Source organism: Streptococcus sp. 10F2 (assembly GCF_054331515.2).
Genome location: NZ_JBTGGE020000006.1, coordinates 1 through 19,308, shown reverse-complemented (window position 1 = coordinate 19,308; position 19,308 = coordinate 1). Strand labels below are relative to the sequence as shown.

Genomic DNA, 19,308 nt, shown 5'->3' with positions numbered 1-19,308 from the left:
TCCGTAACCTCTATCTCTGATTATCAAAACGTAATTCCATTAATTCCTGCAACCGTTCTTGTTTTTCAAGCATCCGAATAAATAATGTTTTCCAAAGTAAGGCCGTCATCTGAATTTTTTGATTCCATTTTCCAAAAGAAAATTTCAAATCTAGGGTATCTCGCATCAAAATATATTCTTCTAGTAAAAGAAAAATAAAACGATGCATCAAAACAATAATTTCTATTAAAAAAAGAGGGAGGCGAAGCTGTCTTAGGAGCTTCATCAAATCATGAAAAGAAATAGATACAATGAATAGGTAGCTAGCCATAATGCTGGTATAAATCCGGAGAAATAGTGCAACTATGATCGGCCAGGAAGTAACTTGCCAACCAAGAAAGCCTCCCAAAAAAGGAATCGAGCCGGTCAAATCCAAAGGACTATTTGAATATTGGATGAGAATTGTTACAAAACTCATCAGAATAAAAGGCAAGGGGTAGAGTAGCCACAAACGATAGGTCTTCCAAGAAAGCTTCGCTAAATAACACGTCAAAATAGGTAAAAGTAACAAAAGAGTAAGTTGAATCCCTCTATTATTCGAAAATGCCGCTATCAATAAGAGCAAATACATAAAACCTTTAATACGAGAATCTAGAAAGCCTATTCGATTCTGGTAGGCGTAACGATCAAAGGGAAACATCACTCCGTTTTCCCTTCTGATAGCCCAGGAAATAGGCAATAATTCCCGCACCTATAGAACCTTGAAGTGTAAAGAGCAGGCTTTCAATTTCTCCACTTGCTGGCTCATACACTGAATGAAACCACGGCTGATAGTCCGGATTCACCTGTTCAATGACTGTTTCAGCTTGACTATCTGCTCCAGAATACTCTGCTCCCTGTGGTGACCATAAAAAAGATAAGCCAATAATAGCCACGCAAGCGACTACTAGCAACATATTTTGCTTTTTCATCCTTCAAATACCCCCTTTATAGATTTCGTTTCTGCTAGAAGATTGAAGAGTAGAACTGACAATAATCCCTCAATCACAGCAATCGGAAACTGAGTGACCATAAATACAGACATAAACTTAATGGCTGAGCCCATTATTCCACTAATTGAATCTGGATAAGCCCAGGCCAACTGGAGTGATGTCGTCAAATAAGTTGCCATATCCGCCACAAAAGCACAGAGGAAAATAGCCCAGGTCTTTGGTAATTTCAATTTGAGTCCTATTTTATAAAAAGCATAACCAACAAAGGGTCCTACAACTGCCATGGAAAAAGCATTTGCACCTAATGTAGTCAAACCACCGTGAGCTAAGAAAAGAGCTTGAAATAAGAGACAAATAGCTCCTAAAACACTCATTACACTTGGACCAAACATGGAAGTCCCCAAACCTACACCGGTCGGATGGGAAGTTGAACCTGTTACTGATGGAATTTTTAGAGCAGAAAGAATAAATACAAATGCCCCTGCCAAGGCTAAAAATATCTTACTTTGCTGTTCTGTTTCCACCATACGTTTCATCTGCACTAAGCCAGCAATAAAGAAAGGAATAAACAATACAAACCAAAATGCTGCCATAGCTGGTGGAAGATAGCCTTCCATAATATGCATAGCTGAAACAGGCTTCATCCAGAAGCAACACAACAATACAAAAAGGACAGAAAGACGAAGCATTTTCATAGTTTTCACCACTTTCAATTTAACGGAGTTTTTTTCACAATCATACTTGTAAAATAACTCAAAGAGGCATTGGGATCCAGGTCCTCTAGATTCGAAATGATTACTTGGTCTGGGCGAGAAGCATGACTCACTAAACTTGCTTTGGAGAGAAGATTTTCTTCCCTTAAAAGAAGAAGGACCTCCTCCAATCTCGGTGCTACCTTCATGATAACGAGATTTTCATGAATCTGAAGAGCTTGGCGAATTTTTTCTGTACCTGCTGTCGCGGGAATAATAGCTAACGATTCTTCATCTAGTACAAGAGGTTGTCCCAGTTCTGCCGCCATACTTGTAAAAGAGGTAATCCCAGGTATCGTTTTAGTCGGAACCTCTGGAGCTAGGTAGTTCAATAAATAACTGTAGGTGCTATAAACCATGGGATCTCCCAGAGTAATAAAACCAACTTCTTTTCCTGCCAGAATATCAGCCTGAATTTCGTGAGCAATTTGAATCCATTCTTTTTCCTTCTTAGCAAGAGAATGAGTCATCGGAAAATGTCTCACCTTAATCTCTACCTCTTCCGACAAATAGGGCTGAGCAATACTTAGGGCCAGACTCTGAGCTCCTTTTTTTCCTTGTGGCGTATAGAGAATATCCAACTGGCCTAGTAATTGACTCGCCTTTACTGTAACGAGTTCACTATCACCGGGTCCAATTCCAATTCCATAAAAACAAGTCATACGGCTCCTCCTAGCAAATCTTGAACATGACTAATATAAAGATCTTGAATCTCAGGAATTTGACCCAAGCCCTGTAATAGAATGTCAACTTCATAACCATGATTTCTAAAAAAGCTTGCCCAAGAATCTTCCCCATCTCCAGCTAAATCATGACTAGCATGATCACCCGCCACCAACATCAAAGGAGCTAATAGAATCCGCTTAACTCCTGCGGCTCGATACTCCTCTTCGAGAGCCATAAGGGGATCTATTTCATTACCTTCTACACAGGCTATTTGAACCATTTCTTTTGGCAGATAGTCCGTAAGATGATCATATGATTTGTGTTGAGGATGTTGACTGCCATGTCCCATCAACAGACTCCTCTGCTTAGGGGAATCCTGACCATACACATGAAGCAAAATTTCTGCAACTGTTTGAAAATCCTCTTCAGAATCTAAAAGTGGACGTCCAATCTCCAATTTTTTAAAGACGGTATCAAATTTCCGAGCTTGCTCTAGCATTTTTTCATACTCTGCTCCAGCAATCAGATGGAGAGGCTGTAGATAGACCTCCTCAACACCTTTATGAGCTAATTCTGATAAAATTTCCTGAACATTCGGAATCTGAATTCCCTCTTGTTTGGCTACAATCTGAATCACTTTTTGAGAAGTAAAAGCCCTAAACACATTATAGTCAGGAAAGGCTTCTTCGATTCGAGCCTCACACGCACCAATCGTCTTCTCCCTCGTCTCAGGATAACTGGTTCCAAAGCTTACCGCTATAATGGCTGATTTCATTCTAAAACCTCCTGGCAAAGTTCAATAAGAGAAGCTAAGGTATTCTCTCTAGTCTGATGGACAATCATCCGTTCCGCTGTCTCTAGATAGTTATACCCAGCTGTTCCCATAACAAGAATTGGCGTAATTCCCCAATCAATAGCACCTTCCTGGCTGATCTCAAGAAAGTTTGTAACAGCTAAAACATTTGGAAGACACACCGCATCAACATCATCCCATTGACTGGTATCCACCTCACTGCCTCTCGACAATTGATGCGTGATCATCACCGGATAAGAGTACTCTTGCTCTACCCAAGCTAGCTTGCTATCTGAGGTTAAAACTAACCAATCACTTCCCATTTCTTCCAATTCACGTTGAAAACCTTCATCATCAAGATGTGCTGCCTGGGCATCCAATATAACCCCTGTTTTTTCAATAGACTGAGCAGTGTGGTTCCCTACAGCTGCTATCTTCAACTGACCTAACTGCCGGATATCCACGGACTGCTCCTGTAACGCTTGGAGGAAAAATGACCAGCTTGCTAAATCTGCCACTAATAAGCCTGTTAGTTGTGCAAAATCTGGTAAGTCAACTGGACATGCCTGAGCTTGATTTCTGGCAGGAAAGGTAACTACGTTTGCACCTGCATCCTTAAGCAGCTGTGGTAATCTCCCTTTTTCCGATTCCTGAATTAAAATCTTTTTCCCAAATAATGGACCAGATTCGAAAAAGTTCAGTGATTCCCTAAAGTCAACAACAGCCCCAATGACAATAATACACGGTGCTTGAAATTGGGCTGCTCTAGCTTCATGTAGAAGATTTTCTAATGTACTTGTTAAGGTTCGTTGCTTAGGATAAGTTCCCCACTCAACAATCGCCGCTGAGCTATTAGGATCATAACCAGCTTCTAGAAGGCCTAGTTGAATTTTTTCCAAATGTTTCATCCCCATTAAGAACACCAAACTTCCCTCTAGCTGTGCGATAGCAGACCAATCTAAATCTTGGTTTGGATCCTCCAAATGAGCAGTAAAAACATGAAAACTTCTTGCTAAATTCCGGTGGGTCACAGGGATTCCAGCGTAAGCAAGAGCTGCTGTAGCGGAACTAATCCCCGGAACAACCTCAAAAGAAATACCTGCTTCCTGTAAAGCCAAAGCTTCCTCACCCCCACGACCAAAAATATAGGGATCTCCACTTTTTAAACGAACAACTCTCAAACCTTGCTGGGCTTTTTCAATCAAAATAGCGATGATCTCTTCCTGTTTAATACAGGGCTTGCCAACCACTTTTCCAACATCAATCAATTGGCAATCTTCTGGTACATATGTTTGAAAAATAGGATTGACTAAGCGATCATAAACCAAAACCTCTGCCTCTGCTAGGCGTCTTTTTCCCTTGACACTGATAAGTTCCTCATCTCCGGGACCAGCTCCTAATAAACTTACAAAGCCACTCATACTAACTCCTCTCTTCCAAATAGACCTCTAATTCCTCTAAGGTTGAAACCATTCGAGGATAGCTTAACTCAGGACGTCCGATAATCAAACATTCCATTCCTAATTCTGCACATAAATCTATTTTTTCACGGATTCCTCCTACCTGACCACTTTCCTTAGTCACAAAAACCGTTGCCTGAGAGCGTTCTAACAAGGCTCGTTGAAGCTCTATACTAAGCGGAGATTTTAAGGCATCAATCTGATCCGCCACTAGACCCAAGGATTCACAATGAGCTAATACTTGACTAGTAGGTAAAACCCTAGCAATAAAGCGACAGCTAGGAACTCCCTCTACAAAGAGGCCCAACGTCTTACTGCCTGTCCCTAAATAAACCACTTGATGCCCTTGCTCTTTTATCCAATCAATAGCCTCTTGATAAGAACGAACAAGAATGGATCCACTTAAATCCTCAGTCGCTGGTCTCTCAAAACGAAGATAGGGAAGCTTTGCTTGCTTCGCAGCCTTCATAGCTTCTTTTGAAACTAAGTCTGCAAATGGATGAGTGACATCCAGCAAGAGTTCCACAGACTGCTCCCTCATATACTCAACCATTTGGGTGGCAGTCAATCGGCCCTGAATCACTGGTTGTCCATGTTTCTCCGCTAAAATCCTACCATAGTCTGTCACTACTGACGTAGTAACTGAATGCCCTCTTTCCCCTAGATAGTCCAGTACCCTTAAACTATCCGAGGTTCCTCCTAATAAGAGAATTTTCATAATTTATAACCTCGAGGAGTAATCATACGACCTTGTTTAACATACGTTTCTTTATTACCAATTAGGACAATTGTTGTCATATCCACTTGATTCTCATCTAATTCACCAATCGTTGTCAGAATCAATTTCTCTTTGGAGCGTCCAATGTCTTTTCCGATTCCAACAATCGTATCTTGAGATTTATACTGTCCTAAAATATCCAAAGCTCTTGCTAAATGATTCGGTCTTCCCTTGCTACGAGGATTATAAAGACAAACGACAAAATCGCCCATCCCAGCAGCATGAAGACGTTTTTCAATCATTTCCCAAGGTGTCATGAGATCACTCAAACTAATATGACAAAAATCATTCATAAGAGGAGCACCAAGACTAGCTGCTGCACCGAGACTAGCTGTAATTCCTGGAATGACCTTAACTTCTAAATCACTCGATTCATCCAATAACTCTAGAATTAAACCTGCCATGCCGTAGACTCCTGCATCCCCACTGGATACAACACCTACATTTTTACCAGTCTCCTCCGCCAACTCAATCGCCTTCTTACAGCGATCAATCTCTTGCCGCATCCCGGTTGCCACATGTTCTTTATCCTTAACCAAATCCTTAATGAGACGCATGTAGGTTGAATAACCAACAATAATATCACAAGCTTCAATCGCTTCCAAAGCTTCTAAGGAGAACAATTCCTTTTTCCCTGGTCCCAATCCAATAATATATAACATCTTATTCCCCTTTTCTAAAATGACTTCGCAAGGGCAAAAGTTGCCCCTTTCCAAGAAAATCGCTCCGACAATACTTGACCCTGACTCGCCAAATCCGCAGCTGCCAACGCTACACTTCCAACTCCTACTTGTTTTTTTACAAATTCAGATTGAGGATACTTATCAGCCACCTCTAACAGCTCATCTTTGCTATAGGTTACAAAAGGAATCCCCATATCCTTAGCTAATTCAATGATAGCCCTTTCATTCTTTTTAACATCAATACTCGCTAACAAAGCAATTTGACCTTTTTTTATATTTTGTTTTTGACAAAAAAGCAAGAAACCTTCCTCAAAATCTTCATAGGCAAGACCCTTACGAGCTCCTACTCCCAACAGATAGGGTTTAGGCTGAATCTGTGCTAAATGGGGAGCTGACTTAAGCTCACGCTCCTGGCCCAGATAAATTACAAAATCACCAGCCTGCAGATGTTCTTCCAGTTGTCCTTCCTCAATCAAGGTCAAACCGCGCAAATCGTCCAACCATTCTTCTTCCTGATAAAGATAAACTGGTTGACCAGCTGCAAGAGCAGCATTAAACTCCTTCACCAAAGGTCTTAAATCATCACGCCAACCATTGACAGATTGGGCTAAGCTATCTAAGGCTTGTACCCCTTGAGTATCCGTTGCTGTTGTGATAACCGGACAGGCTCCCAGCTCTTGTGCCACTTGAAGACAAAGTTGATTCGCTCCTCCTAGATGGCCACTGAGTAGACTAATCACATGTCTCCCCTTCTCATCCAACACTAAAACTGCTGGATCCGCAGCCTTGTCTCGAATAACCTCTGCCAAAGAACGAATGACAATTCCGGTTGCCATAATACAAATTAAGTAATCAACTTCTTGAAAGAGAACTGCGATATCAGCTGTAATTTTCTCTGAAAGGTTTTTACGATGAGCCGTAGCCAAGCGAGGACTCGTATAAACTGCTCCGTATCCAAACTCAATAGCAGACTCTAGTGTCTCTGCCAATTGACAACCGGCCTCTGTAATCGCAACCAGGGCATACTTCTTCCCTCTTAATGGGATCATTCGATTCCCTCTCTATATTCATGACTAAAATGAGAATGGTAGAGCTTTGAATAATAAAACTCTTCTCCCAAAAAGTCACCCACTAAAATTAAAGCAGTTTTCCGGATTCCAGCCTCTTGCACCGCCTGAGCAATGGTTTCAAGAGTTCCAAACACTTGCTTTTCTTCTGGCCAAGTTGCTTTATAAATGACCGCTACAGGGGTTGAAGAGGGATATCCTCCTACTAACAACTCCTTCACAACTTCTTCAATCCCTTGAACAGATAAGAAAATCGCCATTGACGTTCGATGTTCAGCAAACCGCCTCAAGGATTCCCGTTCTGGAACAGGGGTCCGCCCTGCCATTCGCGTAATAATGAGGCTCTGAGAAACCTCCGGAACCGTGTATTCCGTACCAATACTAGAGGCGGCACCCAAGAAAGAAGAGACTCCAGGTGTGCAATCAAAGGCAATCCCTCTCTTTTTCATTTCCTCCGTTTGTTCTCGAATCGAACCATAAATGGAGAAATCCCCCGTTTGTAATCGAACGACATCTAGCCCTTTCTTCGTTCCTTCCTCCATCACATCCACAATCTCCATCAAATGCATTGTGGCACTATCATAGAGAGCTGCCTCGGGCTTACAGTAGGACAAAAGCTCCTTATTAATTAATGAGCCTGCATAAATCACAATATCTGCTGCTGCTAGTTGCTTATAACCTTTCAGAGTAATTAATTCAACATCCCCTGGACCTGCACCTACAAAATGTACCTTACTCATTCCGTTTCTTCCTTCTTTCTACAAGATATAATCAGAGTTGGGTTCTGAGGTTTAAAATAGTGCCCCTTTCCCAACCCTGTCCAACGACTAGATTGAACCGAAATCATGTCCACTTCTACAAAATCTAGATGCTCTAGATATCCTATCGCTTCCAAAGCATTCTCAAGCAGAATAAAATTCAAGACTAAGCGACCTCCCGGCAGCAAAAGTTCCTGAGACCAGCTGACTATTTCTTGAAGATTCCCCCCGGAACCACCAACAAAAATCGCATCAAAATTCCCCTCTACTGGAATCGGAGCTAACCCCTCCAATAATTGTATGTTTCGACACTGAAAATGCTGAAAATTCTGTTGACTAATATCTAGGGCAGCAGGATTTTTTTCGATTGCCGTCACTTCTAAATCTGGAAATTCCAGAGCCGCTTGGATGCTCACACTACCTGTTCCAGAACCAACATCCAGGAATCGCTTGGCTCCCCGCAATTCTAGTTTATCCAAGGTAATAGCCCGAACTTCCTCCTTAGTCATCGGTACTTTTGTTCGTAAAAAAAGCGAATCCTTCATCTATAATCACCACCACATTCATCTTATAAGGTCGATCTTCCACCTGTTCTGCAGAATAAATACTAACTTTTTCATCCGGATAACTTAAATTTTCACCAATAACCACCGTTTTTCTTAATCCTCTCTTCACCACTTCTTGTGCAATCTGATAAGGACCAAGTTGTTGATCCGTTACCAAAAACACTTTTGGAAGTGAAAGAAGAAAATCAAAATTCGGCTGCTTAGCATGACTGCTACTCAAATAAGCATCGTTCATCGGTAAAGCGAGTCGACTAGCTAAATACTGCATTGAACTAATCCCAGGTTCCAATAAGACCTGCCCCGGAAAGTTCTCTGTCAACCATTTTCCCAATCCATAAACCAATGGATCCCCTGAAACCAAAAAGACAATCCGCCTCCCCTCTGGCTGTTGATGGAGGTAAGCTTTCAAATCTGCCAGTTTCTTAGGAGCAACCTGTCCCTTCTGTCGGAAATTTTGGGGAAGGGTGTCTAAGTGCCGCTGACTGCCTAAAATCAAATCTGCCTCTTGAAACCATGCCTCTTGACCTAATAGACCATAATGTAAATCACCAGGACCAATTCCTACTACTCGTATCATAACCATTCCTCAATTAACTTCTCCATGGGCTGACTAGATGCTAAATAGGTATTCGCAGAGCCAAACAAAATAACATCTATCGTGACCTGCGGATTTCGATTCCTCAATAGACGCATAGATTTTGCTTGAATCTTGTCTACCAAGACTTGGTAAACTTCTTGGAATCCATATTGCTCAATCAATTGGCAGGCAGCATCTGTCGTCAGGCAGCTATCTATCTCTCTTAACAGCTCTAGGGGAGCCCCTAGTAACGCTACATTCGCAATCAGTGTCTCAATCCTAGCGTCTGCATCCTTGCTATGAGTAGAAAAAGTCCCTGAGGCAACCTTGACAAATTTACCAATATGACCAATCATCAGAATTCTCTCAAATCCAATCCGCTGGGCCTCTTTTAAAACATGTCCAATAAAATTACTCATATTTACTATTTTGTGCTTGGAAAATCCTAAAATAGTACAAGCAAAATCTTCACCATAATTTCCCGGAACTAAAATCACCGAAGTTGAGCCATTTTTAAAAAGCATGGTTAATTCGACGGTAATAGCTGCTTTCCAACTATCCTCCGACATCGGATTCACAATCCCCGTCGTCCCAAGTATTGATATACCACCTTCAATACCTAGTCGTGAATTATAGGTTAACCTTGCAGTTTCTTCTCCTTTAGGGACTGAAATCAGAATATCTGCCCCTAAATCTGCCCCTAAAATTTCACGAACTTGTTTTTCTATCTGCTGACGAGGAGTCTTATTGATCGCAGCCATTCCTATTTCCAGAGCTAATCCAGGCTTGGTTACACGACCAACCCCTGTTCCCCCTTCAATCTGTATCAGGTTACAATCCTCTCTAAGCGTGACTTCAGAGTATATCAGCAATCCATGAGTAGCGTCTGCATCATCTCCACCATCTTTGCGAATAGCAGCCCGAGCCCACTTATCAGAAAATTGGGCATCTTCCACATGTAGAACCAAATCTACACCAGAAGCCGTTTTTACCTCCACTTTTTCCAGCAACTCTTGTTGTAGAATCATATGAGTAGCAGCAAGACTTGCCGCTGTAGCACAGGTACCTGTGGTATAACCTTTTCTCAGTTTCTTCCCATTGGCATAAACATAATCTTCCATCAGTTTCACCTATTCCAACTTCATTTGCTCCAGAATAGCATTGACAATGGATGCTGCGATTCCACTTCCTCCCTTAGCTCCTAATGCGGCAATGGATGGTATCTCGCTTTCATGAAGTTGCTGTTTTGATTCAGCTGCTCCAACAAACCCAACAGGGACTCCAATAACAGCTTCTGGATGTAGGCGACCTTCTTCAACCATATCTAACACTTTAAATATTGAGGTTGGAGCATTGCCAAAAACAAAAATTTTAGGCCCTTCAATCTTAGCTGCGTGCTCTACTGCGGCCATTGAACGAGTAATCTTTTTTTGCTTGGCCTCTTCGAATATTTCCGGTCGGTTGACCAAGCACTCATAACGTACTCCCCAGCTATCCAAAGCTTCTGTGTCTAGTCCAGCCAATACCATAGTTGTATCCGAAAAGAGATAGCCTCCCTGACGTATAACAGATTGAATCGCTTCAAGAACTTGTTTGCTAAACACCAAATTATTCGCGTAATCTTGATCCGCAGAAGTACTAATAACTCTGGAAACAATAGCTGCATGACTAGGATCCATTGCCTTGGTCAACGCACCCGTATCAATTGCACCAATATTTAATTGCTGATATTTATAGTCTCCAGATGCCTCTGTATCCACAGAAAATTCTTTATCCGGTGTCGCATAACGTTTATAATCTTGCGTCTCGACCAGCTGTAGTTGATAGAGCACCGCGTTAATGGTTGAAACCACAATTGTAGAGCCTCCCTTAGCCCCACGACTCCTTAACCAAGGAAAGGTGCTCTCAGTTAACAATTCCTTATCCATCCGTGCTCTGGAGTAGCCTGTCGTTAAAGCCAATATAGCCTCAATAGACGTTTTCTTCTTCTCTAAATGAGGTAATAGTACTTCTAGAACTCCTGACGCTGTGCCCAAAGCCAAGAGAGTCGGTCTCTCATCTGAGATCGACAGAATCTTTGTAACTAACCGTTCCTCCTCATCACTCCGTAGTTCTCGACCAATAACCTCATGCTCCAATAGATTTTCATAGGATACCTCTAACTGATCTAAAACCCTTTTGTTTATCCCATTTAGAGATAAGGGAGAATCCGTTATGATTTTTCCTTTATTTTGAAAAATAAACATCAACTTCTCCAAGATATCCGAAGAGAATTCCAAATTAAAAAGATAGTCGAAATCTCCAGAAGTATGGATAGCCCGCTTAATAATGGACTCCTCCATCTCATTGTGAAACTGATAACCCGGATAGTCACGGTCAATCTGTTCTTGAATTAATCGAAAACTCTTTGCTTCGATAGACGATGGATTCTTAATATAAGTCATAGAACCTCCTAAAAATCAAAGAAAAAACGAAGGAGCAAATAGAATATAAAAAATATACATACTGTTAGATAAAGTAAGTAAACGGAGGCAAGGATATCCTTCGCTCGAGCAGGACGCCTATCCTCACCAATACTGGGCTTTTCAACCCATTGACCATGATAAATATGCGGTCCTCCTAATTTAATTCCCAAGGCCCCCGCCACAACAGCTTCCGAAAAGGCACTATTTGGACTCGCATGCTGATAACGATCCCGCCAACCAATTTTCCAAGCAGATTGCCAATCAAGATTTGTAAGACAGGTTCCTAGTAGCATACATATCCAGGTTAAACGTGCCGGAATCAAATTTAACAAATCATCCATTTTAGCAGATACAAAACCGATTTCCCGATATTTTTCGGTCTTATATCCCACCATCGAATCCAAGGTATTCACAGCCTTGTATCCAATTGCCCAAATGGGACCTCCTAGAATTAGAAAAAATAAGGGACCAATAACACCGTCACTTGTGTTTTCTGCAACTGTTTCAACAGTCGCTTTCACGATTTCATCAGAAGTTAATTCAGATGTATCCCGCCCCACAATCATTCCAACCTGTTGACGAGCCTCTTGCAGCGTTCCTTCCAATAACGTGCTGTATACTTTTTGAGCTTCTAATGCAAGACTTTTAGTTGCCAAACAAGTATAGGCTAAGTACATCCACACTATTGAAAAGACATAGACGGATAAAGATTTAGCAATTTCTAAAATCAACCATGTCAAAAAGACACTCAAACCAACGGTACTAATCCATAGGAAAAATCCAAATATGTACCCGGATACTGGAATCCGATGCCGCAAACTGTTAAACCATGTGATATAATTCCCCATACATTTTACTGGATGAGGCCAATCATAAGGATCCCCAAGTAGCCAATCTAGAATAAGGGCTCCCAAAATGAGCCAATCAGTTTGAAGCATGAACCTCACCAATCCAATCTAACCATGAATCCACCATTTCTGGTTGTTGATAAAAATGAAGGTGGAGATAAGAGGCAAAAGTATGACCTTTTTGATAGCCCCCTGACCAAGCAGCAACCTGTTGACCATCACGATATTTTTCCAGATTCAGCATCGTTGGCTCATTCGTTTCAAAAGTAGAATGATGAAACTCATGCCCTTTTAATAAGGTTCCTACTGGACCAAATAAACTGCTCTCTAGGGTTTTAGCCTGACAATACCCAAAACGCTGAAGTCTTTGAGTCATCCTACTGCTTCCATCGAAGATACCGACCATCTCAAACTTCCGACCATCTTTCTCCAAATCCTTACCAAGGTACATTAAGCCCCCACATTCTCCATAAATCGGAATTCCTTGAACATGTGCCCGGAAAACAGATTTACGAAAAGAGTGATTGGCTTCTAACTCTTCTGCAAATATTTCTGGAAAACCACCGCCAAAATAATAAGCATCAGCAGGCGGTAACTCTTTGTCTGCTAGGGGACTAAATGGAATTAAGGTAACTCCCTTCTCCCTCAACAATTCCAGATTATCCTCATAATAAAAATGAAAAGCTGAATCTAATGCATAACCAATACGTAGAGCACTCTTCTCAGTTGACGGAAGAGAAAAACTCGCCTTCGTCAATGGACGCTCTATCACATCAAGCAGGCGATTCAGATCTACAGTCTTTTCAATCTCTTGACCAAAATAAGCTAACTGTTGATCGATGGCATCCAATTCCAAATCAGGAATTAGACCCAAATGCCTAGATGGCAAGACTAGCTCCTGATTTTTAGTCAAATACCCTAAAACAGGTATCTCCGTATAACGTTCAATCGCGCCTTTTATCAACTCAAAATGCATCTGAGAGCCAACTCGATTCACAATAACACCAACCAAGTCGAGATCAGAATCAAACGTAGAAAAACCGTGAACAAGGGCTGCCGCTGAAGTAGAGGTAGCCTTCCCATCAATGACCAATACAACTGGTAATTTCAGGATTTTGGCAATACTGGCCGAGGAGGCAAAATCTTTATCAGTTCCCAAGCCATCAAACAGCCCCATTACTCCCTCAACCAAAGCTACGTCAACTCCATCTAATTGTTTCTGATAGAGGTACGACAGGCGTGTCGGATCATCAATCATAAACTGATCTAAATTCCGAGAAACTCTCTGACAAATCCGACTATGGTAAGCGCTATCAATATAATCTGGTCCCACTTTATAAGGTTGTACCCTGTAGCCCTGATTCTTTAAAGCCTGAAGTAAGCCAAGGGTCACAGTCGTTTTTCCAACTCCACTAGATGGAGCAGCTATCATAACCTGTTTCATATCCCCTCCTAAAAAAATAAGCCACAAGAAATACTGTTTCTTGTAGCTTCGTTGCTCATTCAATTACTGCACGCCATTGTGCTTTCTATATCAAACTATACTATATTAAATAATATTTGTCAATAAATTTTGAAAACGGATTCATTTTCATTAATTAAAATTCCCGATCACTGTGATGAAATAGTCATTAAATAGCTTTCACTCCAACTTTCATTACTTCAAGAATTCTAGCTCCCTTTCAAAAATGTTTTCGGAAGAAGGTGCCACCTTAGCCCAAACAACTAAGTCAGGATTAACGACAAAAAGCCAACAGGATTTGTTAGCTTCTGCCTTTTTTAAAAGAGATAGCGAGCAGCGATGATATTTTTAACAAGGGATTGAAGATTTACTAGGGTGCGTTCAGTTTCCATAGCCTGCTGTAGAGAAACAACTTCTTTTTGAATAGAAAAGGTTGCAAGGAAAGCCTCCTCAAATCCTTGAACTTCTTCTACACTTCCACCTAAAGCGATAACAGGGACACCAGCTTTTTTTGCCATTTGTGCGATTCCGATCGGAACCTTCCCGTTCAAAGTCTGTTGATCCAAACGGCCTTCTCCTGTGAAAATCAAATCCGCTCCCTGAATCGCTTGAGCTAAGCCTAATTTTTCAGCAATAAAAGGGTAACCAGCCTCCAATTCTCCACCTAGGAGTACCAAAGCACCTCCAAGACCACCTGCTGCTCCTGTTCCTGGAATCTTCTGAAGATCTATTCCCGTTTCCTGTTTCATCTGTTTGACAAAAGCTTGAGCCACTAAATCCATAGCTCTTACTTGCTCCGGACTGGCACCTTTTTGAGGACCAAAGACCACCGCATACCCTTGAGAGCCAGCATAGGGATTAGAGACATCCGTTAACCCCCGTAAGCGAATCTGGCTGAGATGACTACGCTCCTCATCCGTCAACGCATTCAGTAAACCACGGCCTCCGTCCGAACTGCCACTCCCACCAAGAGTCAAGACTAACTCCTGACACCCCCGTGACAAAGCATCCCGCAATAGAACGGATAGCCCCACACTTGTCGCACGTTCCACCGTTTCTGATGATGGCGTTATTTTATCAATTCCAATAACACGCGCCGACTCCACATACGCTGTTTGACCACTAATGAAGTAAGAAGCCACAATCGGTCGTTCCAATAAATCGACCGTCTCAACATCCACCCAAAAGCCATCTAACCTCTGAGCCAGAGCATCCAAGGTTCCCTCTCCCCCATCCGCGATGGGAATTGTCATCACTTCTGCATCTGGTAATATTTCTAAAATCCCAGCCTTGGCAGCTTGGTTCAACTGATTCGACGTTGCAGATCCTTTAAAGGAATCAATGGCTACTAAAAATTTCATAGACAGACCTCCTCTCAAATCTCATTATACGCTTTTTTAAATAGACAGGGATTAGGTTCAATACCTAAGAAGCAAATTTCCTTCTCACTTTTTCTTTGATTTCATTTCCTAATATAAAAGTAGGGTTGAGATGAGGTTTTAACCCGTTGTCAAATAAATAATTATCTTAAACTTAAAAGCCAAATAGACAGCAGACACTAGAATAAACCAGAGCATCATAAAAAAAACAGAAGCTAGGCCGAACATCATCATGAAGGTTGTACCTAGCTTCTTTTAAATTATTTTCGAATATTCAAATCCTCTAATTGTTCTAGGATTTCTTCCTCGCTGGCACCTACTTGTAAAAGAGCAGCCGCTGTGTAAGTCCCTTCAACAACTGGCACTGACTGAATCTGCACATCTTTGCTGGTCATTTCTGCCGCAAGTTCTAAGTTCATCCGAGCAGACCCCAAGTCATAGAATGCTAAGAGTCTTTGGGCTGGATTTTGCTCAATTGCTTCGAAAACAGTTTCAAAGCTGGTTCCAATTTCTCCATCAAGAGTCCCGCCAACATAGGTGAAGGGGATGTCCGAAGTGACTTGAGAAATCAGTTCAGCCAAACCATTCGCAAGTTTACTTGAATGTGAAACCAGTAGAATTCCTAAGTTGGCCATTAAACCACCTCCGCCTCAAGCATCGCTTCAAATAACAAACCTGATGAATAGGAACCTGGATCCACATGGCCCACAGATCTCTCCCCAACATAAGAAGCTCGTCCTTTTTTAGCCTGTAAATCTTTAGTTGCTGCTACATAGTCTGTGATTTTTTGAACTGTTAAGGTATTCTCTTGTAGGTCTGTTAAGACTGGAATCCAAACATCAAGCATGGTCTTATCCCCTAGCTGAGCTTGGCCTCTTTTTTGGATATTAGCCAAAGCAGCTTCTAACGCTCCTCCGAGGTCATCACTATCAATTTTCTGACTTAATCCTAGAAAGGCAGATCCATAAAGAGGTCCTGAAGCTCCTCCAACTTTTGACAACAATTGCATTGCAACCATCTTAAAGAGAGCACCCGCTGATTCAAAGTCCTGGGTTTCCAATTCATCAACTACTGACTGCATACCTCTAGACATATTTCCTCCGTGATCACCGTCCCCAATAGGGGTATCTAGATCACTGAGTAAGGCTTGTTTGTCTTGTATTTTTTCATTAAACAAAAGCATCCATTTTTTTGCATCTGCCGTCTGCATAGTCTCCTCCTTACCAAGCAATCGTTTCTACTGGACTCATTAAAGCCTCTAGTTCTTCTTCCTGCTCTATACGCATAAGGGTCAACGATAGACCCGCCATGTCCAAGGAAGTCATATAATTTCCTAGTTTACGGAAGGATACACGGACTCCTTTAGCTTCCAAAAGTTTCATAACATCCTGAGCAAAAATATACTGCTCCATTAAAGGAGTGGACCCTAAACCATTAATCAACAAGGCAAATTCTTGACCTACTTCTGCTTGGAAGTCTTCCAACAACTTATCAACCAATTCTTGAGCCAGATTCGCTGATGGTTTCAACTGCTCCTTACGATAACCAGGTTCTCCATGAATCCCGACCCCGTATTCAAACTCATCATCCTCTAATACAAATCCTGGCTTGCCAACTTCCGGTAGAGTTGCTCCCGATAAAGCTAGACCAATGGTTTTGATCTGAGGAACAATACGATCCGCTAACTCTTTAATAGCTGTCAAACTCTGGCCTTGACGAGCTGCATGGCCCAAAATCTTGTGAACCAAAATTGTCCCTGCTACACCCCTGCGCCCTTGCGTATACAAACTATTTTCGACAGCGATATCATCATCCACTACCACACTGGCAACCTGAATTCCTTCCAGCTCTGCTAACTCCTGAGCTATTTCGAAATTCATAATATCCCCAGAATAGTTTTTAATAACCATAAAAACCCCAGCTCCTTCATCAGCAGCTTTGATAGCTTCTAAAATTTGGTCTGGAGTTGGCGATGTAAAGACAGCACCACAAACCGCAGCTGATAACATTCCTTGACCAACAAAACCAGCATGCGAAGGCTCATGACCAGATCCGCCTCCCGAAATTAGACCAGCACATCCTGATTTTTCCGAGTTTCTCACTAAAACTTGAAAATCCTCATGTCGATGTAAAATCTCTGGATGGATTGCTACCAAGCCTTGAATCATCTCTTCTACTACTGCCCGTGGATCATTGATAATTTTTTTCATCAGCTATCAGCCTCCTTTACTTTCTTCATTTATTATAATTTTAAAATGCAAAAAAGATAAGGGACAAAATACTAAAATTGTCCCTGTTCGAAAAGGAGATTTGCTAGAATAATAATAGGAAGAAGCGAGGTATCCTATGGCATCATCCCTGATTACAAAAAAACGTATCGCAAAAGCATTTAAAAATTTACTAGCAGAAAACGATTTCGAGAAAATATCCATTGTCATCATCATGGATCAGGCAGGCATTCGTCGGCAAACCTTTTATAATCACTTTCTAGATAAGCATCAACTCCTAGATTGGATTTTCCAAAATGACTTGAAAGAACAAATCACAGACAATTTAGATTTCATTTCTGGAAAACGTCTCGTCCAAGAATTGTTCCGCTATCTCGAAGAGGAAGAAACCTTTTACCAAAAAGCTTTTGAGATTCAAGGTCAAAATAATTTCTATACCTACTTCATAGACTATTGCCAACTCATTGTCGAAAAAATCCTCAAAGAATACCCTACTCATCCTAGTATCGTTACAGACCAAACCTTTCTCAGCTTTCACAAAAACTATCAAGCATTAGCCTTGGCAGAAACCATCAAACAAGTGGTCCAAGGCCAAATTCCCAAACCCCATCCAGACTACATCTTAGCAGAAATCACTGGACTGAAATAGGAGATGATTATGACCTCTATACAAAATCAAACAGATCAGGCTATTCCAGCCTATATCGAGACAACTCTTGCCTTACACCCACACTTAGCCAAGCATCCCAAGCTACCTCTCATTTATCTGAAGGCGAGAGACCCTAAACTCATCCCCATTCTATCCGGTGGCGGTTCCGGTCATGAACCCGCCCATATGGGATATGTGGGAGAAGGAATGCTGACGGGAGCTCTTTACGGACAACTCTTCACTCCCCCCAAAAAAGCAGAAATCCTCGAAGCTATCCGGTTTCTAGACCAAGGTCAGGGAATTTTTCTGATTATTAAAAATTTCCCTGCTGACCTTCTTGAATTCAGGAGTGCCATCCAAGAAGCTCGACAAGCAGGCCACCAAATATCCTACATCCTCTCCCACGATGACATCTCAATTGAAAATAAACAAAAGTACCATATCAGAGGTAGGGGACTCGCCGGAACCATTCTTCTTCATAAAATCTTGGGACAGGCCGCACAAGCTGGAGCAAACTTACAAGAGTTGGAAAGTTTAGGATTAACTCTATCCAGCCAAATAGCTACCATTGGCTTTGCCTCCAAAACAAGTACACTCTTTGAAAAGACACGAAATACTTTTACCATACCAAAAAACCATATCTCCTATGGAATTGGTATCCATGGAGAAGAAGGCTACCGACTAGAAGCTTTTGAAAGTTCAGAGCAACTAGCCAACGAAATTCTCAACAAGCTTCGACTACATTTTCATTGGAAAACTGGAGATTCCTATATTCTTCTCATCAATAATCTGGGAACTACCAGTGAATTAGAAATGGGAGTCTTTACCCATGACCTACTCCAACTACTAGATATCCAGGGAATCCATCCATCCCTCATCAAAAGTGGGCGCTTCATGAGCAGCTTGGATATGGCGGGTATCTCCGTCACCCTCTGTCCAACAAACGACTACCTAAACGCTTTACTAGCACCAACCACTGCCTTTGCTTGGTAAGAGCCCTTAATTTTTATACTCTTTTAGATTATAAACTGTATATGATATACTATTTTTTATGGCATACGGAATTGATTTTAGAAAACGTGTCCTTGAATATGTTAAAGAGGGACATACACGTAAAGAAACAGCAGCTTTATTTAATATTAGCATCAATACTTTATACAGTTGGGAAAAGCAAGAGCGAGAACTCGGTCACTTAGAACGTAAAAA

23 protein-coding genes and 1 pseudogene are annotated in these 19,308 nt (G+C 41.6%); 3 read left to right on the top strand and 21 right to left on the bottom strand.

Going from position 1 to position 19,308, the window contains the following annotated elements:
• Positions 1 to 10: 10 nt before the first annotated feature.
• The 21 genes and pseudogenes from ACXM1Q_RS02550 to dhaK all read right to left on the bottom strand — a co-directional run bounded on the left by ACXM1Q_RS02550 (position 11) and on the right by dhaK (position 17,435).
• The gene (locus ACXM1Q_RS02550) at positions 11 to 679 is read right to left on the bottom strand and encodes an energy-coupling factor transporter transmembrane component T family protein (protein ID WP_458515869.1); all 669 of its coding nucleotides are present in this window, start codon (positions 677 to 679) and stop codon (positions 11 to 13) included.
• Complete coding sequence (locus ACXM1Q_RS02545) at positions 666 to 950, bottom strand: energy-coupling factor ABC transporter substrate-binding protein (RefSeq protein WP_135036055.1); 285 nt, start codon at positions 948 to 950, stop codon at positions 666 to 668. The genes ACXM1Q_RS02550 and ACXM1Q_RS02545 overlap by 14 nt, the downstream gene beginning before the upstream one ends.
• Positions 947 to 1,666, bottom strand: a complete 720-nt coding sequence (locus ACXM1Q_RS02540) for an energy-coupling factor ABC transporter permease (RefSeq protein WP_458515867.1) — start codon at positions 1,664 to 1,666, stop codon at positions 947 to 949. Before ACXM1Q_RS02540 ends, ACXM1Q_RS02545 begins: the two co-directional genes overlap by 4 nt.
• A gap of 14 nt (positions 1,667 to 1,680) precedes the next feature.
• On the bottom strand, positions 1,681 to 2,385 hold the full coding sequence (locus ACXM1Q_RS02535; protein WP_458515865.1) for a cobalt-factor II C(20)-methyltransferase: 705 nt from the start codon (positions 2,383 to 2,385) through the stop codon (positions 1,681 to 1,683).
• Positions 2,382 to 3,164: a sirohydrochlorin cobaltochelatase gene (locus tag ACXM1Q_RS02530; protein ID WP_458515863.1), complete on the bottom strand. Its 783-nt coding sequence runs from the start codon at positions 3,162 to 3,164 to the stop codon at positions 2,382 to 2,384. The genes ACXM1Q_RS02535 and ACXM1Q_RS02530 overlap by 4 nt, the downstream gene beginning before the upstream one ends.
• Positions 3,161 to 4,603: a uroporphyrinogen-III C-methyltransferase gene (gene cobA, locus ACXM1Q_RS02525; protein ID WP_458515861.1), complete on the bottom strand. Its 1,443-nt coding sequence runs from the start codon at positions 4,601 to 4,603 to the stop codon at positions 3,161 to 3,163. Before cobA ends, ACXM1Q_RS02530 begins: the two co-directional genes overlap by 4 nt.
• 1 nt (position 4,604) lies before the next feature.
• On the bottom strand, positions 4,605 to 5,360 hold the full coding sequence (gene cobK, locus ACXM1Q_RS02520) for a precorrin-6A reductase (protein WP_458515859.1): 756 nt from the start codon (positions 5,358 to 5,360) through the stop codon (positions 4,605 to 4,607).
• Positions 5,357 to 6,082 carry a precorrin-3B C(17)-methyltransferase gene (cobJ, locus tag ACXM1Q_RS02515; protein WP_135036073.1) on the bottom strand — a complete coding sequence of 242 codons (726 nt, stop codon included), beginning with the start codon at positions 6,080 to 6,082 and terminating at the stop codon, positions 5,357 to 5,359. The genes cobK and cobJ overlap by 4 nt, the downstream gene beginning before the upstream one ends.
• 14 nt (positions 6,083 to 6,096) lie before the next feature.
• Positions 6,097 to 7,152: a cobalt-precorrin 5A hydrolase gene (locus ACXM1Q_RS02510; protein ID WP_458515857.1), complete on the bottom strand. Its 1,056-nt coding sequence runs from the start codon at positions 7,150 to 7,152 to the stop codon at positions 6,097 to 6,099.
• Complete coding sequence (locus tag ACXM1Q_RS02505) at positions 7,149 to 7,910, bottom strand: cobalt-precorrin-4 methyltransferase (RefSeq protein WP_135036079.1); 762 nt, start codon at positions 7,908 to 7,910, stop codon at positions 7,149 to 7,151. Before ACXM1Q_RS02505 ends, ACXM1Q_RS02510 begins: the two co-directional genes overlap by 4 nt.
• The gene (locus ACXM1Q_RS02500) at positions 7,907 to 8,473 is read right to left on the bottom strand and encodes a decarboxylating cobalt-precorrin-6B (C(15))-methyltransferase (RefSeq protein ID WP_458515854.1); all 567 of its coding nucleotides are present in this window, start codon (positions 8,471 to 8,473) and stop codon (positions 7,907 to 7,909) included. The genes ACXM1Q_RS02505 and ACXM1Q_RS02500 overlap by 4 nt, the downstream gene beginning before the upstream one ends.
• Positions 8,430 to 9,077, bottom strand: coding sequence for a cobalt-precorrin-7 (C(5))-methyltransferase (locus tag ACXM1Q_RS02495; protein ID WP_458515852.1), 648 nt, complete (start codon positions 9,075 to 9,077; stop codon positions 8,430 to 8,432). Before ACXM1Q_RS02495 ends, ACXM1Q_RS02500 begins: the two co-directional genes overlap by 44 nt.
• A complete protein-coding gene (gene cbiD / locus ACXM1Q_RS02490; RefSeq protein WP_458515957.1) occupies positions 9,068 to 10,195 on the bottom strand; it encodes a cobalt-precorrin-5B (C(1))-methyltransferase CbiD in 1,128 nt (375 codons plus the stop codon). The genes ACXM1Q_RS02495 and cbiD overlap by 10 nt, the downstream gene beginning before the upstream one ends.
• A gap of 6 nt (positions 10,196 to 10,201) precedes the next feature.
• On the bottom strand, positions 10,202 to 10,831 hold the full coding sequence (locus ACXM1Q_RS02485; RefSeq protein ID WP_458515955.1) for a precorrin-8X methylmutase: 630 nt from the start codon (positions 10,829 to 10,831) through the stop codon (positions 10,202 to 10,204).
• A gap of 75 nt (positions 10,832 to 10,906) precedes the next feature.
• Positions 10,907 to 11,515, bottom strand: a pseudogene (locus ACXM1Q_RS02480) (precorrin-8X methylmutase); the annotation flags it as partial.
• An 8-nt stretch (positions 11,516 to 11,523) separates the two neighbouring features.
• A complete protein-coding gene (cbiB, locus tag ACXM1Q_RS02475; RefSeq protein ID WP_458515850.1) occupies positions 11,524 to 12,474 on the bottom strand; it encodes an adenosylcobinamide-phosphate synthase CbiB in 951 nt (316 codons plus the stop codon).
• Positions 12,461 to 13,828, bottom strand: coding sequence for a cobyrinate a,c-diamide synthase (locus tag ACXM1Q_RS02470; protein ID WP_458515848.1), 1,368 nt, complete (start codon positions 13,826 to 13,828; stop codon positions 12,461 to 12,463). The genes cbiB and ACXM1Q_RS02470 overlap by 14 nt, the downstream gene beginning before the upstream one ends.
• Before the next feature lie 335 nt (positions 13,829 to 14,163).
• Entirely contained in the window at positions 14,164 to 15,207 is a 1,044-nt protein-coding gene (locus tag ACXM1Q_RS02465; protein ID WP_458515846.1) for a glycerate kinase family protein, read from the bottom strand.
• A gap of 278 nt (positions 15,208 to 15,485) precedes the next feature.
• Positions 15,486 to 15,860 (bottom strand): dihydroxyacetone kinase phosphoryl donor subunit DhaM, encoded by a 375-nt coding sequence (gene dhaM / locus ACXM1Q_RS02460; protein ID WP_135036098.1) that lies wholly within the window; start codon positions 15,858 to 15,860, stop codon positions 15,486 to 15,488.
• Positions 15,860 to 16,435 carry a dihydroxyacetone kinase subunit DhaL gene (gene dhaL, locus ACXM1Q_RS02455; protein ID WP_458515843.1) on the bottom strand — a complete coding sequence of 192 codons (576 nt, stop codon included), beginning with the start codon at positions 16,433 to 16,435 and terminating at the stop codon, positions 15,860 to 15,862. The genes dhaM and dhaL overlap by 1 nt, the downstream gene beginning before the upstream one ends.
• Before the next feature lie 10 nt (positions 16,436 to 16,445).
• Entirely contained in the window at positions 16,446 to 17,435 is a 990-nt protein-coding gene (gene dhaK / locus ACXM1Q_RS02450) for a dihydroxyacetone kinase subunit DhaK (protein ID WP_458515841.1), read from the bottom strand.
• Between the two features lie 136 nt (positions 17,436 to 17,571).
• Here dhaK and dhaS point away from each other — a divergent pair, with 136 nt between their 5' ends.
• The 3 genes from dhaS to ACXM1Q_RS02435 form a co-directional block, all read left to right on the top strand.
• Positions 17,572 to 18,102 carry a dihydroxyacetone kinase transcriptional activator DhaS gene (gene dhaS, locus ACXM1Q_RS02445; protein ID WP_458515839.1) on the top strand — a complete coding sequence of 177 codons (531 nt, stop codon included), beginning with the start codon at positions 17,572 to 17,574 and terminating at the stop codon, positions 18,100 to 18,102.
• Positions 18,103 to 18,111: 9 nt separating this feature from the next.
• On the top strand, positions 18,112 to 19,095 hold the full coding sequence (dhaQ, locus tag ACXM1Q_RS02440; RefSeq protein ID WP_458515837.1) for a DhaKLM operon coactivator DhaQ: 984 nt from the start codon (positions 18,112 to 18,114) through the stop codon (positions 19,093 to 19,095).
• Positions 19,096 to 19,153: 58 nt separating this feature from the next.
• The coding region (locus ACXM1Q_RS02435) for a helix-turn-helix domain-containing protein (protein ID WP_458515953.1) at positions 19,154 to 19,308 on the top strand (155 nt) is incomplete at its 3' end.

Coding starts and splice junctions, on each gene's coding strand:
- dhaL (WP_458515843.1), bottom strand. CDS start 16,435: ATGCAGACGGCAGATGCAAAAAAATGGATGCTTTTGTTTAATGAAAAA.
- cbiB (WP_458515850.1), bottom strand. CDS start 12,474: ATGCTTCAAACTGATTGGCTCATTTTGGGAGCCCTTATTCTAGATTGG.
- dhaQ (WP_458515837.1), top strand. CDS start 18,112: ATGACCTCTATACAAAATCAAACAGATCAGGCTATTCCAGCCTATATC.
- dhaM (WP_135036098.1), bottom strand. CDS start 15,860: ATGGCCAACTTAGGAATTCTACTGGTTTCACATTCAAGTAAACTTGCG.
- cobJ (WP_135036073.1), bottom strand. CDS start 6,082: ATGTTATATATTATTGGATTGGGACCAGGGAAAAAGGAATTGTTCTCC.
- ACXM1Q_RS02535 (WP_458515865.1), bottom strand. CDS start 2,385: ATGACTTGTTTTTATGGAATTGGAATTGGACCCGGTGATAGTGAACTC.
- dhaS (WP_458515839.1), top strand. CDS start 17,572: ATGGCATCATCCCTGATTACAAAAAAACGTATCGCAAAAGCATTTAAA.
- cobK (WP_458515859.1), bottom strand. CDS start 5,360: ATGAAAATTCTCTTATTAGGAGGAACCTCGGATAGTTTAAGGGTACTG.
- ACXM1Q_RS02500 (WP_458515854.1), bottom strand. CDS start 8,473: ATGAAGGATTCGCTTTTTTTACGAACAAAAGTACCGATGACTAAGGAG.
- ACXM1Q_RS02470 (WP_458515848.1), bottom strand. CDS start 13,828: ATGAAACAGGTTATGATAGCTGCTCCATCTAGTGGAGTTGGAAAAACG.
- ACXM1Q_RS02505 (WP_135036079.1), bottom strand. CDS start 7,910: ATGAGTAAGGTACATTTTGTAGGTGCAGGTCCAGGGGATGTTGAATTA.
- ACXM1Q_RS02540 (WP_458515867.1), bottom strand. CDS start 1,666: ATGAAAATGCTTCGTCTTTCTGTCCTTTTTGTATTGTTGTGTTGCTTC.
- ACXM1Q_RS02530 (WP_458515863.1), bottom strand. CDS start 3,164: ATGAAATCAGCCATTATAGCGGTAAGCTTTGGAACCAGTTATCCTGAG.
- ACXM1Q_RS02495 (WP_458515852.1), bottom strand. CDS start 9,077: ATGGTTATGATACGAGTAGTAGGAATTGGTCCTGGTGATTTACATTAT.
- ACXM1Q_RS02550 (WP_458515869.1), bottom strand. CDS start 679: ATGTTTCCCTTTGATCGTTACGCCTACCAGAATCGAATAGGCTTTCTA.
- cobA (WP_458515861.1), bottom strand. CDS start 4,603: ATGAGTGGCTTTGTAAGTTTATTAGGAGCTGGTCCCGGAGATGAGGAA.
- ACXM1Q_RS02510 (WP_458515857.1), bottom strand. CDS start 7,152: ATGATCCCATTAAGAGGGAAGAAGTATGCCCTGGTTGCGATTACAGAG.
- dhaK (WP_458515841.1), bottom strand. CDS start 17,435: ATGAAAAAAATTATCAATGATCCACGGGCAGTAGTAGAAGAGATGATT.
- ACXM1Q_RS02545 (WP_135036055.1), bottom strand. CDS start 950: ATGAAAAAGCAAAATATGTTGCTAGTAGTCGCTTGCGTGGCTATTATT.
- ACXM1Q_RS02465 (WP_458515846.1), bottom strand. CDS start 15,207: ATGAAATTTTTAGTAGCCATTGATTCCTTTAAAGGATCTGCAACGTCG.